Genomic DNA, 15,890 nt, shown 5'->3' on the forward strand with positions numbered 1-15,890 from the left:
AGTCACGAGTTACGAGTCACGAGTTACGGAGGTTTATGATCATCGGAATCGGAGTCGATCTGGTGGACGTGAAGCGCTTCGAGTCCATCATCTACCGGTGGAGGGAGCGGTTCCTGCGCCGCGTCTTCACCGAGAATGAGATAAGGTACTGCAACACCAAGAAGCACCCGGCCCAGCGCTTCGCCACGCGGTTCGCCGCGAAGCAGGCATTCGTCAAGGCGCTCTTCCCCAAAGATCAGAAGGGGGTCCGCTTCGCAGACATCGAGATAGACCAGCAGGAGAACCGGCCGGTCATCAACCTGCACGGCGCTGTGGCGGAGCTGGCCAAGGGGCGCGATATAAAGAGGACTCACATCATGCTCTCCCACGACGGCGACTACGGCATCGCCAACGTCGTCCTTGAAGGATGAACAGCACACTGTCACAGCTGACGATCGAGCCGGCCATGTTCGCCGGGCTGCTCGCACCGAGGGGGGCCGCGGCGCACAAGGGAACGTTCGGCCACGTCCTGATCTTCGCCGGCTCCGGCGGTCATCTCGGCGCGGGCTACCTCGCCGCGCTGGCGGCGCTAAGGGCCGGCTGCGGGCTCTGCACCCTCTGCCTCCCCGAGGGGGCGTTCGCGAGGTTCGACGCGCGCTACCCCGAGGTGATGTGCGACCCGATACCCGACGGCGGCGCGGGGTTCTTCACCCCGGAGGGGCTGGCTGCGGCGCACGGGCTCTGCGAGGGGAAGCAGGCGATGGCGATCGGGCCCGCGCTCGGCACGGCCGAAGGCACGGGGCAGTTCGTGAACAGGCTCCTTCTGGATTCGGAGCTCCCCGCCGTGGTGGATGCGGACGCCCTCAACGTGCTGGATCTGGACGCCCTCTCGCGCAGGGGATCGCCCTCGGTGCTCACTCCCCATCCGGGGGAGATGGCGGGGCTTCTTGGCTCGAGCGCGGATGAGGTCCAGGCGGACAGGACCGGCGCCGCCGCGAAACTTGCGAGGCAAACGCGCGCCTTCGTCGTGCTCAAGGGCCACGGGACCGTGGTGGCCGCCCCCGACGGCAGGCTCGCGACAAACCCCACCGGCAACCCCGGCATGGCGTCGGCCGGCATGGGCGACGCGCTCACCGGGATCGTCGCATCGTTCATCGCGCAGGGGGCCGGCGCATGGGAGGCCTCGCTCGCCGCCGTTTACATCCACGGCCTTGCGGGCGACATCGCCGCGCGGGAGCTTGGCGAGGCCTCGGTGATCGCCTCCGACGTGATAGGGAGGCTCGGCGCAGCGATAAAAGAGATCGCCTATCGCATCTAACGTGTCACGAGTTACATGTCACGAGTTACGAGTCACGAGTCACGAGTTACGAGCCATGAGGAAGCTGACCAGATCGCCCGATGAGACATTCGCCCTGGCCGCGCAGTTCTCCCGACGACTCAAGCCGGGGGACGTTCTGGCGCTGGTGGGCGAGCTGGGCGCAGGCAAGACCCGCTTCGTGCAGGGGCTTGCAGCGGGGCTCGGGGTGCCGGAGGGGGTCTTCGTCCGCTCGCCGTCGTTCGCGCTGATAAACGAGTACAGGGGCGGGCGCATGCCTCTCTACCACTTCGACTTCTACCGGCTCACGCGCCCCTCGGAGCTCGCCGACCTCGGCGTGGAGGAGTACTTCTCCGGCGACGGCGCCACGGTCGTGGAGTGGGCGGACCGCTTCCCGGGCTCACTGCCCGAACGCGCGAGGACGATATCGTTCGGCATAGTGGACGAAAATACGCGTGAGATCGTGTTCTGATCACAGGGGGAGGGAGGGCGATGTTTGATCTGGCGGTGATAGGCGCGGGGCCGGGCGGATACGTGGCGGCGATACGGGCGTCCCGACTGGGCGCCAGGGTCCTGCTCATCGAGCGCGGCGAGCTGGGAGGGGTTTGCCTCAACCGCGGCTGCATACCCACGAAGTCCATGATCGCCTCGTCCCACGCCCTTCGCACGATAAGGCATGCGGGGGAGATGGGCGTCGCGCTCGGCGGCGCGGCGCCGGCGATCGAGATGAAGCGGGTCAGGGAACGCAAGGACGCCATCGTGGAGAAGCTGCGAGCCGGCATCGCCCAGCTGATCAAGTCGAACGGGATCGAGCTGGCGAAGGGGGAGGCGAGGATCGTCGGGAAGGGCGCTCTCTCCGTGGACGGCCGCGAGCTCGCGGCGAAGAACATCCTGATCGCCACCGGCTCCACCTGGATAGAGATACCTGGGCTCGCCCCGGACGGCGACCGGATCGTCACGACCGACGAGGCGCTCGACTGGACCGAGGTCCCCGCAACCCTTCTCATCGTGGGCGGCGGGGTGATCGGCTGCGAGTTCGGCTGCATGATGCGAAGCTTCGGCGCAAAGGTCGCCGTAGTCGAGGCCATGCCCTCCATCCTCCCCCAGGTGGAGGGGGCGATATCGAGGGTGCTCGCCAGGCAGATGAAGTCGGACGGGATAGAGATAATTGCGGGCACGACCGTGGAGTCGGTCGACACCTCGGGGGGCAGGGTGAAGGCGAGGCTCTCCAACGGGACCGAGAAGACGGTCGACAGGGTGCTGGTCGCTGTGGGCAGAAGGCCGCTCACGAAGGGGCTCGGCCTCGAGGTCGCCGGCATCGAGCTTGTCGAGCGAGGCGCCATCAGGGTCGACGCGAGATTCGAGACCACCTGCAAGGGCGTCTACGCGATCGGCGACGTGATCGGCGGAGCGATGCTCGCGCACGCGGCGAGCGCCGAGGGGATCGCGGCGGTCGAGAACATCTTCGGAGAGGGGGGGAGCTACGACGCCTCCACGGTGCCGTCGCCGATATTCACATGGCCTGAGATCGGAGCGGTCGGGCTCACCTCTGAGGAGCTCAAGGCGCGCGGGACGGAGTTCCTCACGGGCCGCTTCCCATATTCGGCGAGCGGAAAGGCGATGTGCGACGGCGAGCCCGACGGGCAGGCGATCGTCCACACCGACATGGACGGAAGGATACTCGGCGCCCACATAATAGGCAGGGACGCGACGCTGCTGGTCCCCGAGGCGGCGCTGGCCATGCGCAAGGGGATGAGCGTGGTGGATCTCGAGAAGACGATACACGCGCACCCCACGCTCTCGGAGGTCGTGGCCGAGGCGGCTGCCGACGTCTTCGGCCGCGCGATACACAAGGCGAGAAGGGTCTGAGATGCAGACGATAGTCCACAAGTACGGCGGTACGTCGGTGGCCGACCTCGAGCGCATACGAGCGGTGGCGAGGAGGGTGGCCGGGGTCGCCCGCGGGGGCAGCCGTGTCGCCGTGGTCGTCTCCGCGCAGGCGGGCGAGACCGACCGCCTCATCAGGCTCGCGCACGAGATGGCCCGCGAGCCGCACGAGCGGGACATGGACCTGCTCGTCGCCACCGGCGAGCAGGCGAGCGTCGCGCTCCTCTCGCTGGCGCTTCGGGGCGAGGGGCAGGAGACCGAGACGTTCCTCGGATTTCAGGCCGGCATCTTCACCGACGGAAACCACGGCCGCGCGCGGATAGAGGGCATCGATCCGGCGGGCGTCCGCTCGGCGCTCGATCGGGGGGCCGTCGCCATAGTCGCCGGGTTCCAGGGTATCGCGCCCGACGGCCGCATCACGACCATAGGCCGAGGCGGCTCGGACACCTCGGCAGTCGCGCTCGCGGCAGCGCTCCGCGCGGACCGCTGCGAGATATTCACCGACGTCGAGGGGGTGGCCACAGCCGACCCGCGCATCTGCCCCGACGCGAAGCTCCTGCGCAGGATCACCTACGAGGAGATGATGGAGCTGGCCGACACCGGCGCGAAGGTCCTGCACACCAGGTGCGTCGAGCTCGCGGCCAGGTTCAAGGTCCCGCTGGTGGTGCGGTCGTCGTTCACAGAGGGAGAGGGCACGTGGGTGGTGCCCGAGGAGAGCGTGCTCGAGGGGACGGTGGTCTCCGGGATAAGCCTCACCACAGGGGAGGCCAAGGTCGCGATCAGGAAGGTGCCGGACAGGGTGGGTGTCACCGCGGCCATCTTCAAGCCGATCGCCCGCGCGGGGATAGACGTGGACCTCATACTGCAGAACGTCTCTGAGGACGGATTCACAGACCTCACCTTCACGGTCCCGAAGGCCGACCTCAGGCGCGCGATGCAGCTCGCGGAGCAGGCGGCCCGCGACGTGAAGGCCGGCCGCGTGGAGGCTGCCGGCGACATTGCGAAGGTCTCCGTGGTGGGGCTGGGGATGCGCAGCCACGCGGGCGTCGCGCACAGGATGTTCGAGGCCCTGGCCGCGGAGGGGATCGCGATCGAGATGATCGGCACCAGCGAGATCAAGGTCTCGATCGTGGTCGACATCCGCGAGGCGGAGAGGGCGGTGAGGGTGCTTCACAAGGCGTTCGGCCTTGCAATCAGCTCTTGAGAGCCTGTCGGATAAGTGCTAGGATTTGGCGTTAAATTATGTCGGATAATTGACACATGGACCAGCCATATCACAATGAGAGCCAGATGGCGTTTATCAGTCAGAAATTAATCATTAAAAATCAACATATTGTAGATCAACCTGTGTTGTGATTCTCTGGCACCCCGCTTGCACATTACTGACGGGGGCTTGAAAGCGAGGTTCTCATGAAAAGGGCATGTCTATTGGTTCTGGCGGTTGCCGCGCTTTTGGCTGCGATCACGACCGCAGCGATCGCACAGGAGCTCAAGGCCGGGTTTTCAAAACCTGTGCTGATCGGAGGCGACAATCCCGCATCCCCAGCATCTTCGGCCGCCGCGATGATCGAATTCTTCTCACATCCGGTCGTAGAGGGGGCTCGAAACTTCAAGGTGGAGAGGGACAAGATAGAAGCGGACAGCCTGTCGGTCTACATCGACGACGTGTTCGCAACGCCGGGTGCGGCGACGGGAAAGGCGGTCAGCGCCACATCTCCAATCATGGACAACCCCGGCGCGAGAGTCGCCTCTCCGGGAATAGAACCGATCAATCCCCTGGGTCCAAACGACATGTCGCTGTCAACCAGCACAGGCTTCAAGATGACATGGGGGCTTGATTACTCGCTCGCGGAGGGCGAGAACGTTGAGGGCAGGAGGCTTGCGCTCGGCGACGTCCGTGTGGAGGAGGAGGGCGAATTCAAGGCGCTCTTCGGCAAAGATCCCCTGGACACGCTGCTCATAGGCGGCGCCCGGCTGGCGCTGCTGGGCAACGCGTCGGAGGTCTCCCCGTACGATTCGGCCTATCCTGCGACGGTCGTGGCGAAGAACGAGGCCTTCCAGTGGTGCTCCATACCCAGATTCAAGATGCCGTGGCTCGGGCACAAGAAGTGCCTCATGCCGCTGGGCAGCCACGAATATAAGGACGTTTTGATTTACGATGCCGTGGATATAGGCAACGGGATCGTCGGCGTGGCCTATGACCCGTTCATCGTGAGAAATGAGATGGAGTGGTACCTCAATGTGAACGGCTTTGCGACCCCCCCGGGCTATGTGAGCATGACGGTGCCTCCTGTCCATACCGGAGTCCGCGGCATCGCATATCATTCCCCTCTGGTCCTGTTCAGGAAGGCAGGGGAAGGCGCCTCTGCCAGATATAAATTCTCCGGCTACAGCTCTTTTCAGTTCCCGCAAATTGAGCCGGGAAAGAAGATCGGTGAGATCCTCTGGCCTTTCATACTCACGAACTGGATGGTTCCGCTGGCGTCAAACCCGATAGCGATCGAGGCGGTCGACCCGAAGGATCCGCTCGATCGTTCCTACAGCGATCTCGCGGTCCTGTATCGGAATCTATTGCTCAACCTCGACGCCACAGTTCACGGCTTCAGGGCCAGGCCCGCGGTCTTCGAGACCGACCTCTCGGCCGTTGATTCGTCGCTGGCCGGCCACAAGACGTTCCGCGACATGCTCGGCGTCTGTTCGGACGACGCCTGCACCAGCATCTCCTCCGGTGTCACGGAGGATCTGTTCCCCGACAGGACCTTCGCCCTCATGGTGGTATGGAGGCAGGCCGGGCGCTGGCTGAACTCTGCTGCGTCGGGGGAATACGAGAAAATGAACCCGAGCCACGTGTTCCAGCCCGAGGGGGCGACCGCGATAGTCGGTGGGGACGCCTACGACATGGCGGTGCTCACCGATTTTGCGGAGGACACCGAGGGGCTGAGGAAGCAGCACATCCTCATCCCTTCGGCATACGACGCGCCGGGTTCCGATGCGGTCCTGTATGTCGTCGACGAGAATTCGAGGAGAATAGGGACCAGGCCCATAAAGAAGGTGGACCCGGCATTCATGGCGGATCCCATTGAATATGAGTCCGGCACCTGCGGCTACATCGATTTCGTTCCGGCCAGGCCCACGCCGCTTCTGCTGCCCGGGCTCATAAAGGTACCGAGGCCGGCCGACGGCCTGGTGCCGTACCGGATAGAGTCAGGCCGTATCACGGACGACCGCTGCGCCGATTTTGTAATAACGTGGAGGGGCTCAGGCATCGTCGCCGATCCTGAGAACGCAGGCCACGTCAAATTCGACGACGGGGCGGGGCGCATGTTCTCGAACTCGGTGACCCTGGGGCTCCGCCGCGAAACCGTCCCGGGGGCATGCAGCAACTACGCCGAAATCGAGTACAGGACCATAGACGTCCCGTCCACCGCGGGCGAGCTGCCGCAGATCGCGGCCGCGGCCGTCGGCAGATTCATGCACGAGGGGGAGGGCGGCTACGCGAGCGCCGCGCTCAAGGCGGACATACTGGCCGGCAACGCGGTGCCGGAATCGGACGGCGACGGCGCCTACTCCTCGCACGCCTATCTCTTCAAGGCCGCTCTCGATTACTCCACACTGCCTCAGGACATGGAGAGGTTCCGCACCGGCTTCGCCTCGTTCGAGGAAAAGGCTAAGGCGGCCGGCGTCGCCGACATCTCCGCAAAGAGAGCCGACGAGGGGCCGGACGCCATAGCCCAGGTGACCGGAAGGCCGCTCATGCTGCCCGACGCGGGCTGCCCCGACTACTCCTCGGGCTCCGACGACCCCACGGTCGGGAGCGTGTTTCAGACATACCGTTCGGTGATAGCGAACCTCTGGTCGGCGCATTGGACCTCCGTGAGCCCAGCGATGTACAAGGTGGCCATACCGTTCAGGGACGATCAGTTTCATCCCCTGCCCGTGGGCTGCGGCGAGCCGGAGCCGTGCGTGATAAGCTGGAAGGGAAAGGAGTACAGGCTTCCGTTCTACAAAGACGATCCCTGCTGCAAGGTCCCCTGCTCCGAGCCCATGGAATTTGAGGTGAGCCCGTGCGGCTCTTATTTTTCGAACCAGTATATGCCGTTCTCCTGCGACATAGTCGAGTACAGGAAGGCGTGGTTCGATTGTGACACCTCGTCTTCCACTTCGAGGAACGGGTCAGAAGGGACGACGGATGTGATCGTGGGGCATGATCGCGGCGCAATAGCCGTGGCGTCGGAGCTCAGGCCCGCGCAGTTCGCCTCTCAAAACAGCCGGCAGGTCCCCGGCACCGCCGGCCAGGTCCCCGGCGCAAATGTTCTGCGCACCGACCAGGAATCGCCGCTGTCGTTCAGGCAGCTGGTGAGCAGCCTTATAGCGGAGGGGTTCCCTGACAACGCAGAGGCGCAGCAGGCGCTCGACGGGATATTCGACGACAAGGATCTGAGAAATTTTCTTTACGAGTACGAGAAACTCCTCACCATCAGGAAGGCGCCGGACGGGATGTTCGGCCCCCCGCTCTCGTTCGAGGAGATATTCCTGATCCCGATCTACCAGACTGTCATGCTCTCCGAGAGGCTGGAGGCGCAGGCTGCCTATGAGGGTAAGCCGGGCGGCTTCAGGGCGCTTGGCGGCGGGTGCTCGATCGCGCCCGCTGTGGAGGAGGCGAGGGGCCCAGCGGGGGCGGGCTCGAAGGTCGGCTCCGTGCTCAAGCGGATATGGGACCTCATCGTACCTGACGCAGGGGCCGCGGTCTGCGGCGACGGCATCAAGGATGCGCCGGAGGAGTGTGACCCCAAGCTAGATCCTACGGGGTGCGAAGGTCCCTTCATATGTGTCAACGATTCGAATTTGAAGCCGTGCACCTGTATCCGCAAGAGGCCGTACGTTCCATTGTGCGGCGACGGGATCATCGAGGGCACGGAGCAGTGCGACGGGTGGAATGCCGATCTCCCCTGCGGGGCCGGCAATGTGTGCGTGAACTGCCGATGCATTTCAACGCCGCCTATCGAACAGGCCCCTGCGTCGCCCGCTGCCGACACGCCGGCGGCGATAGCAGCCAAGATCCTGGCGCAGCTCAAGCTCCCCAAGGGACAGATCATGCCCGGCCACAGGGAGACGACGGCCCTGATAAGGATCCCTTCGAAGACGGCGGCCGGGGAGGGGCCGGCCGAGGCCGCTCCGCAGGGCGGCGGCCTGCAGAACGACGACTGCGTCGTCAGGTGCGCCACGTTCCCGGGCGAGAAGGCTGCCGAGAAGTACAAGGCGCTCAACGACGAGATCCGCGCGATCACCGGGAGATCGGACGACTTCATCTGCCCGCCCGAGCAGGGCGTGACGGTCCTCTGTCGCGTGGACGGGGCCAGCGCGCCGGGCGCCGCCCCCTCCGAGCTTTCGCTTTCGCTCTCGGGGACGCCGCTCCCCGGCATACCTGGGAACCTCATGCCGTACTCGGTGGTCCAGACCGACGGCTCCAAGTTCATAGACGAGACGACGCTCGAGTTCCGCACCTTCGAGACCCTGGATAAGCCGATCCAGCTTATCCCCCTCGATCAGCAGGCGGCCGGGATGGTGGTCCCGTCCATGGCCATGAGCCTGGGCGCAATGCCCATGATCGCCACCTCGATCTCCGGGGCGGCGGAGGGGACGCTCCTGGTCAACAACATGTATTCGCACAGGGTCATCAGCTCGGGCTCCGAGGAGGCGGTGTCGCTCGGTCTCTCCCAGACCCCGCAGGGCCTGCTCCCCGGGACAGCGGTCACGATACATGAGATGAAGTTCCGCACGGTGAACACGGGCGGCTCCTGGACCGCGGTCGAAGGCGCAATGCCCGGGCTCAAGCCGATCGAGGAGCGAATCGACTGGGAGCAGCTCAAATCGATGCTGGCCGAAAGGGTCGCGCAGCTTGGCGGCGCCGCCCCGAGGGCCTCGCTCTACGTGGACACGGCGTATCCTGTTGTGCCGAACCAGCGCTATGCGTTCGGCCTCTACCAGGAAAAATACGCTGCAGCAGGGGGCACGACCGATACCGTCGATGTCCCGTTCGGCTTCATCGTCGGCGAGCCCATGATAGGCGCCCAAGGGGGCGGGTGCGGATGCTTCGTGGGAAGCTCTGCACCTACCGCCTCGTCGGTCCTGCCCCTGATCATTGCCCTGCTTGCGCCGGCAGGGGGCATCGCATATTTGCGAATCCGCAGACGCAACAGGAAGTAAACGGATTACGAGTCACGAGTCACGAGTTACGGAATTCAGTGAGGGACCGGCCCGAGGCTAATAACCTCGGGCTGTTTTTTGAGCGTCTTATAAACGGATTCGGCGTTGACTTTCCTGAAAAAACCAATAAAATCGCATAAAACAACGTCAATACTGCACTTACAGGGGGAGGGGGAGATGCCCAGAAAATTTGCCGTAACGCTGTTTCTGGCAGTCCTGGCCGTGTTCATCGCGGGCCACGCCCATGCGGCGCATAATGCGGATGTCATAACGATCAATCCGGCGACCGACGGCGGCAAGTACCTCACGATCTACCAGTCCAACACCCTGCCGCAGTGGGGCTGGAACGCAGGGGGATACATCGACTACGGCTTCGAGCCGCTGGAGTACGCGGACGCAGCCGGCCGGAGGCGGCGCGGGATAGTCGACGACCTGCTCATGGCCAACATCATGGGCGCAATCGGCTGGACCGACTGGTGGTCCACGGGCGTGAACATACCGGTCGCCATCTGGGAGGCGTTCATCAACCCCAACCAGCCCGCCGGGGCCGCCACCAAGGAGAACTTATACGGCAAGCTCGGCGATGTGCGGTTCGAGACAAAATTCCGGATCCTCAACATCGAGCGCTATCACCTGGGCCTTGCGGTCATCCCGTTCTTCTATTTCCCCACTGGCAAGGAGTCGACCTTTCTGGGCAACGGCATGTGGTCGCCCGGCGGCATCATCGCCTTCGATGCGGACATAAAGAACCGGGTGTTTCTCGCCCTCAACGTGGGATATCGCAACTACGCGAAGACCCGTTACGACGCCAACAACGCCAACGCGGTGATCGACGACACGCTCATCCTCAACGGCGGCGTCAACGTGCGCATCAACGACTCGTGGGCGGTGCTGGGCGAGGTCCTCTCCGAGGGGGTGCTCAGCGGCTACTGGAAAAACCAGCTGCAGAACCCGGCCGAGTTCCTCGTGGGCGGACGGTGGACCCCCCAGACCAGGGCCAAGGGCCTCACGGTCTCGCTGGCCGGAGGCAGGGGGATAACCACCGGTATCGGTTCGCCCGACTTGCGAGTGCTGGTGGGCGTCAACTATCGCCGCGCAGAGGTCGGGCCGCCGCCGCCGGTCGCGGTGGAGGCCGCGGTGGAGGAGAAGATCGTCATCACGCAGAAGATACATTTTGAGTTCGCCAGGCACAACATCAGGCCGATCTCCTACCCGATCGTGGACGACGTGGCCTATCTGCTGTCGCGCAACCCGCAGATCAGGCTCGTCAGGGTCGAGGGTCACACCGACTGGATCGGCTCCGACGCCTCCAACCAGCTCCTCTCCGAACGCCGCGCGAACGCGGTGCGCGACTACCTCATCGGAAAAGGTATAGAGCCCGACAGGCTGGTCTCGGTGGGCTACGGCGAGACGAGGCCGGTCGCGGACAACAACACCGTCGAGGGTCGCGCGCGCAACCGCCGCACCGAGTTCACGGTTGTGCAGGTCGCTCCGCAGTGATGCGCCGACATTGATATTTTCACACGGGGGGCCTTCAAGCCCCCTGTTTTTTTGATATCGGCGCGTCATCGCTGCGCCGCGGGGTCCTTTGGCGGGCGTTGCGATCCCCCTCAGTCCCGGCCTTGCAAGGGATCGCTTCGTCGCATATGCTCCTCGCAATGACGGATGATAGATACCACAGACATCCGCTGGCCACGCCCGTCCAGTACGTCAAGGGGGTCGGCCCCGCGCTCGCCTCCATACTCGGCCGGATGGGCGTGCTCACCGTCGGCGATCTGCTCGCGGTGACCCCGATCCGCTACATCGACAGGAGAAGGATCCTCGCGATCTCGGAGCTCTCTCCCGGAGGTGACAGGACCGTGCAGGGCAGGGTGGTCGCCTCCGGGGTCTCGTTCATGGGCGCCCGGCGCAAGCGCATCTACGAGGTGGTGGTTGACGACGGGACCGGCAAGGTCTCGGCCAAATTCTTCCACTTCAGGCAGAGCTACATGCGCGAGAAGTTCAAGCCCGGGGTGGAGCTCATGCTCTCGGGCGACGTCTCGGCGTACGGGCGCACGCACCAGTTCATCCATCCGGAGATGGAGACGCTCTCCGAGGGCGGCTCCGCGCCCGAGTCCGCTGGCAGGATCATGCCCGTCTATCCGCTCACGGAGGGGCTCTACCAGAAGACCATGCGCAGGATCGTCCGCAACGCCTGGGACGCCTACAACACCCACATCAAGCCGGTATTCCCAGAGCCGTTCGCAGAGCGGCACCGCCTCTGCGACCCGTGGGAGTGCCTGCAGGAGATCCACTTCCCATCGCCAGACCTCGACCCCGAGCTGCTCGCCATCGGCCGCTCCGCCGCCCACCGCACCCTCATATTCGACGAGTTCTTCTTCCTGGAGCTCGGGCTGGCCCTCAGGAGGCGGCAGCACACGGTGAAGCAGGGGATTAGGTTCGCCGCGGACGACGGCGCTCACCAGAGGCTCGTCTCAGCGCTGCCTTTTCAGCTCACCGAGGCGCAGAGCAGGGTGATCTCGGAGATATTTTCGGACATGGAGAAACCGGTCCCCATGAACAGGCTGCTCCAGGGGGACGTGGGCAGCGGCAAGACCGTGGTCGCGCTCGCGGCCGCCGACAAGGCGCGCGCCTGTGGTTTCCAGACCGCCATCATGGCCCCCACCGAGATACTCGCGGAGCAGCACTACTCGACGATCGAGAGGCTGGCGGGCGCGCTCGGGCTCAATCACGCGCTGCTCACCAGCTCGGTGAAGGGCAAGGAGCGCTCGATCGTGCTCGCGGGGATCGCGGACGGCTCGGTGTCGCTCGCGGTCGGCACCCACGCCCTGATCCAGGAGGGGGTCAACTTCAAGAGGCTCGGCTTCGTGGTGGTGGACGAGCAGCACCGCTTCGGCGTGATGCAGCGCGCGCAGCTCAGGCGCAAGGGCGCCCCCGGTGCCGGGGACGGGGCCTGGCCCGACGTGCTGGTCATGACCGCAACGCCGATCCCGAGAACCCTCGCGATGACCCTCTACGGGGACCTCGACGTCTCGGTGATCGACGAGATGCCGAAGGGGCGGCTTCCGATAATCACGCGCCTCTACGAGGAGCGCCAGCGCGCAAAGCTCTACGAGGGCATACGCCACGAGCTCGTTCTCGGGCGCCAGGCGTACGTGGTCTACCCCCTGATCGAGGAGAGCGAGAAGCTCGACCTCAAGGACGCCACCGCGATGTGCAGGGAGCTCAAGCGCGTGTTCGAGCCGCACCATCGTGTGGAGCTCCTTCACGGCCGCATGCCGGGCGAAGAGAAGGAGGCCGTCATGGCCGAGTTCAAGGCGGGATCGATACACGTGCTCGCCGCGACCTCTGTCGTGGAGGTGGGCGTGGACGTTCCCAACGCCTCGGTGATGGTGATAGAGCACGCGGAGCGCTTCGGGCTGGCGCAGCTGCACCAGCTGAGGGGCAGGGTGGGCCGCTCCACGCACCAGTCGTACTGCATCCTCATGGCCGACTACCGCAGGTCAGAGGACGCGCGCCAGAGGCTCAAGGTCATGACCGAGACGACCGACGGATTCAGGATCGCGGAGGAGGACCTCGCCCTCAGGGGGCCGGGCGAGTTCATGGGCACGCGCCAGTCGGGCATACCTCCGTTTCGGATCGCCAACCTCGCGCGAGACATCGGCATCCTCTCCAAGGCCCGCGAGGCGGCGTTCGAGCTCGCCGAATCGGACCCCGGCCTGGAGAAACCTGAGAACGCACGAATCAGGGAGGTGCTGCTCGCCCGCTGGGAGGGCCGCCTCACGCTCGCGGACATCAGCTAGGATGCTTCGGGTCCCTGCCTACCCTATTCCAATTACCGAATAACCAAACGCGATGTTTTTGTTTGATTATTGGAATTTCGGTTATTGGAATTTATTTGGAGTTTGGTGCTTGGGATTTGGAATTTTATTTATTGTCCTCCGATCCGCCGGCCACCCGAAGCATACTTCCAGAAATGTTGACTGAGGGGGGATGTGTGGTATCAAGGGCGCCTTATGGGCGATCCCTGCGACATAGGGAGGCTCCCGCCGTGGCTCCGAAAGGGGGCCGGCGAGGCCGCCTCCACCCATGCCATGAAGAAGCGGCTCAGGGTTCGGGGCCTCCACACTGTCTGCGAAGAGGCCCGGTGCCCGAACCTGGGGGAGTGCTTTGCCCGCGGCACAGCTGCTATAATGATAATGGGCGCGGCGTGCACTCGCGCCTGCCGGTTCTGTGCGGTGGGGACCGGCATCTTGGCCCCCCTCAACCCTATGGAGCCGTCGAGGGTCGCGGAACAGGTCAGGGAGATGGGTCTTGGACATGTGGTGATAACCTCGGTCACCCGCGACGATCTCGCAGACGGGGGCGCTGCCCATTTTGCCGCGACTGTATCGGCGGTCAGAGAGCGGTGCCCTGCTGCTATCGAGGTCCTGACCCCGGACTTCGAGGGGAGGGAAGGCGACATAAGGACCGTCTGCAGCGCAGCACCCGATATCTTCAACCACAACGTCGAGACGGTGGAGAGGCTTTCTCCGTCGATCAGGGACAGGGCCTCCTACGGCCGATCGCTCGAGGTCCTCGCCGTCGCAAAGGCCCTCATGAGCGGCGGGCTCATAAAATCGGGCCTCATGGTGGGACTGGGCGAGAGCGACGAGGAGGTCGAGGACACGATAATCGACCTCGCGAAGATAGGTTGCGACGTCGTGACCATAGGACAGTACCTGAGGCCGACAAAGGCCAACATGCCGGTGGCGCGCTACGTTGAACCCGAGATATTTCGGAAATATGAGGCAATGGGGTTAAAGCATGGAATCAAACATATGTTTTGCGGCCCTTTTGTGCGCAGCTCATACCTGGCAGATAAAGCGTTACTTTAACCGATGGAGGCGAGATGGGAAGGCTGACTGAGAGCATTGCGATCAAAGCGCCGATCGAGAAGGTCTTTGAGGTGATCACCGATTTCGAGAGCTATCCCGGCTTTCTCTCTGAGATCGAGAGCGCCAGGGTGGTGAAGAGGGGCAAGGCGAAGGTCGAGGTGGCATTCACGGCGAACATCGTAAGCCGCATCAATTATACGCTGGAGATGAGGCCCTCCCCGCCGAAGAGGCTGGAGTGGTCGCTGGTTGAGGGCGATATCATGGAGGGCAACGACGGATCCTGGGAACTCACCAGGCTCGAGCCGAATCTTACGGACGCCACGTTCAGCGTAGAGGTCAAGCTCCCGTTCTGGGTGCCGGCGGGCTTTGCCGACGCCACGCTCAAGTCAGGGCTGCCGAAGATGATGGCTGGATTCAAGTCAGAGGCGGAGAAGAGGGCATCTCCCAGGCCTGCCGCGAAAAAACCCGCGGCAAAGAAGAAGGGCGGGCTAAATTCGAAAACAGAGACGAGATCAAGAAAACTGATCAAGAGAAGCTGAGAAGAGAGAGAGAATTGTCGCCTCATAACTTATTGTAATTACATCATAATCGGCAAGCACACGAAGATTTGACGCAACATTTCCTGTGAAGTGACGATAAATATTCAAGGGGGGCAGGACTCTAAGGAAATCATAAGGAGTGTCCCCCATGGCGGCAGTCACCCCAACATCCCCCTTTTGCAACGGAATCACGACATCAGCAGCGTCCACGTCTTTTACTACAGGCAATATCGCCGGCCACACGATGGTGGGGATTCCAGGCGGTCTTACTGTCATAGGATCTACTGTCAAATCACGGTTCGCTGACGTGCAGAACCCACCGGAGTGGGTTCTGCTCCAGCCATATTTCATCGGCGAGACGACTGTAAGCGAATCGCAGTATAGCGAGATCATGGGTGCCAGGGGCCCTCAAATGGAGCGGAATGGCACAAAGCAGTACCGCCTTGATCTGGGCGATTTTCCCGGAAATCATCCCGCAATCCTTACCAAATTGTCCACACAAGTGGAGGCTTATCTAAAAAAGATAGGGGCTCAACTTGATCTGCCCAATGAGGACCAGTGGGAGAACGCGGCCAGGGGCCCAGCGGTCAACATACAGCAACTCATGGAGGAGGAGACTGGCAAATTCACGCCTGCCGACGTGGTAGATTTCGTGGCCGGTCGGTTCGAGAATCTTGTATTCAAAGTCCTCGGAGAGATATTCACTGACCCGAGGGTGAGGGCCTTCCAAAAGATGATGAGCGAGGGTATTCCCTTTTTCGGCTGGCGAGTCTTTGGCACGCCTTCGGGTCGTCTGTCCCATGAGGAAGCATGGTTTGGCCAGGGATACAACGGCAAGACCGCACCCGTGAACTGGGGCCCGAAAAACGCCTATGGTCTGTTCAATATGACCGGCAATGTCAAGGAGCTGGTGCGGGATGGCAGTGGTCGCAGCGGGTTGCGCGGCGGCTCCTGGTCCGACGAAGCCGACTATGTGATGTTGCGCGCGGGGGACCGCAGCAACGAATACACTCCGGAAGACGATATCGGTTTTCGCGTGTCGGCCACTTCCAAAGAGTGATAGCGATATTTATTCATTACTTTCGC

The 15,890-nt window shown here is 63.4% G+C and carries 11 protein-coding genes; all 11 read left to right on the forward strand.

Annotation, left to right across the window (positions count from 1 at the left end; all coding sequences use genetic code 11):
* Nucleotides 1-35: 35 nt before the first annotated feature.
* Entirely contained in the window at nucleotides 36-410 is a 375-nt protein-coding gene (acpS, locus tag JXA24_01965) for a holo-ACP synthase (GenBank protein ID MBN1282521.1), read from the forward strand.
* Nucleotides 407-1,297 (forward strand): NAD(P)H-hydrate dehydratase, encoded by an 891-nt coding sequence (locus JXA24_01970; protein MBN1282522.1) that lies wholly within the window; start codon nucleotides 407-409, stop codon nucleotides 1,295-1,297. Before acpS ends, JXA24_01970 begins: the two co-directional genes overlap by 4 nt.
* Nucleotides 1,298-1,352: 55 nt before the next feature.
* Nucleotides 1,353-1,766 carry a tRNA (adenosine(37)-N6)-threonylcarbamoyltransferase complex ATPase subunit type 1 TsaE gene (tsaE, locus tag JXA24_01975; protein ID MBN1282523.1) on the forward strand — a complete coding sequence of 138 codons (414 nt, stop codon included), beginning with the start codon at nucleotides 1,353-1,355 and terminating at the stop codon, nucleotides 1,764-1,766.
* Nucleotides 1,767-1,786: 20 nt separating this feature from the next.
* Nucleotides 1,787-3,163, forward strand: coding sequence for a dihydrolipoyl dehydrogenase (lpdA, locus tag JXA24_01980; protein MBN1282524.1), 1,377 nt, complete (start codon nucleotides 1,787-1,789; stop codon nucleotides 3,161-3,163).
* A gap of 1 nt (nucleotide 3,164) precedes the next feature.
* Nucleotides 3,165-4,385: an aspartate kinase gene (locus JXA24_01985; GenBank protein ID MBN1282525.1), complete on the forward strand. Its 1,221-nt coding sequence runs from the start codon at nucleotides 3,165-3,167 to the stop codon at nucleotides 4,383-4,385.
* Between the two features lie 206 nt (nucleotides 4,386-4,591).
* Nucleotides 4,592-9,388 (forward strand): DUF4215 domain-containing protein, encoded by a 4,797-nt coding sequence (locus JXA24_01990; protein ID MBN1282526.1) that lies wholly within the window; start codon nucleotides 4,592-4,594, stop codon nucleotides 9,386-9,388.
* A gap of 450 nt (nucleotides 9,389-9,838) precedes the next feature.
* A complete protein-coding gene (locus JXA24_01995; protein ID MBN1282527.1) occupies nucleotides 9,839-10,888 on the forward strand; it encodes an OmpA family protein in 1,050 nt (349 codons plus the stop codon).
* A gap of 146 nt (nucleotides 10,889-11,034) precedes the next feature.
* On the forward strand, nucleotides 11,035-13,191 hold the full coding sequence (recG, locus tag JXA24_02000) for an ATP-dependent DNA helicase RecG (GenBank protein ID MBN1282528.1): 2,157 nt from the start codon (nucleotides 11,035-11,037) through the stop codon (nucleotides 13,189-13,191).
* A gap of 213 nt (nucleotides 13,192-13,404) precedes the next feature.
* Nucleotides 13,405-14,265, forward strand: coding sequence for a lipoyl synthase (gene lipA / locus JXA24_02005; protein MBN1282529.1), 861 nt, complete (start codon nucleotides 13,405-13,407; stop codon nucleotides 14,263-14,265).
* 14 nt (nucleotides 14,266-14,279) lie between these two features.
* The gene (locus tag JXA24_02010; GenBank protein MBN1282530.1) at nucleotides 14,280-14,804 is read left to right on the forward strand and encodes an SRPBCC family protein; all 525 of its coding nucleotides are present in this window, start codon (nucleotides 14,280-14,282) and stop codon (nucleotides 14,802-14,804) included.
* Between the two features lie 148 nt (nucleotides 14,805-14,952).
* Nucleotides 14,953-15,864 carry an SUMF1/EgtB/PvdO family nonheme iron enzyme gene (locus JXA24_02015; protein MBN1282531.1) on the forward strand — a complete coding sequence of 304 codons (912 nt, stop codon included), beginning with the start codon at nucleotides 14,953-14,955 and terminating at the stop codon, nucleotides 15,862-15,864.
* Nucleotides 15,865-15,890: the final 26 nt, after the last annotated feature.

The sequence above is a fragment of the Pseudomonadota bacterium genome (genome assembly GCA_016927275.1).
In the GTDB taxonomy this organism is placed as follows: domain Bacteria; phylum UBA10199; class UBA10199; order 2-02-FULL-44-16; family JAAZCA01; genus JAFGMW01.

What these genes read in the sequence shown, in the direction of transcription:
- acpS (MBN1282521.1), top strand. Translation starts at nt 36, where the DNA reads ATGATCATCGGAATCGGAGTCGATCTGGTGGACGTGAAGCGCTTCGAG.
- JXA24_01970 (MBN1282522.1), top strand. Translation starts at nt 407, where the DNA reads ATGAACAGCACACTGTCACAGCTGACGATCGAGCCGGCCATGTTCGCC.
- tsaE (MBN1282523.1), top strand. Translation starts at nt 1,353, where the DNA reads ATGAGGAAGCTGACCAGATCGCCCGATGAGACATTCGCCCTGGCCGCG.
- lpdA (MBN1282524.1), top strand. Translation starts at nt 1,787, where the DNA reads ATGTTTGATCTGGCGGTGATAGGCGCGGGGCCGGGCGGATACGTGGCG.
- JXA24_01985 (MBN1282525.1), top strand. Translation starts at nt 3,165, where the DNA reads ATGCAGACGATAGTCCACAAGTACGGCGGTACGTCGGTGGCCGACCTC.
- JXA24_01990 (MBN1282526.1), top strand. Translation starts at nt 4,592, where the DNA reads ATGAAAAGGGCATGTCTATTGGTTCTGGCGGTTGCCGCGCTTTTGGCT.
- JXA24_01995 (MBN1282527.1), top strand. Translation starts at nt 9,839, where the DNA reads ATGGGCGCAATCGGCTGGACCGACTGGTGGTCCACGGGCGTGAACATA.
- recG (MBN1282528.1), top strand. Translation starts at nt 11,035, where the DNA reads ATGCTCCTCGCAATGACGGATGATAGATACCACAGACATCCGCTGGCC.
- lipA (MBN1282529.1), top strand. Translation starts at nt 13,405, where the DNA reads ATGGGCGATCCCTGCGACATAGGGAGGCTCCCGCCGTGGCTCCGAAAG.
- JXA24_02010 (MBN1282530.1), top strand. Translation starts at nt 14,280, where the DNA reads ATGGGAAGGCTGACTGAGAGCATTGCGATCAAAGCGCCGATCGAGAAG.
- JXA24_02015 (MBN1282531.1), top strand. Translation starts at nt 14,953, where the DNA reads ATGGCGGCAGTCACCCCAACATCCCCCTTTTGCAACGGAATCACGACA.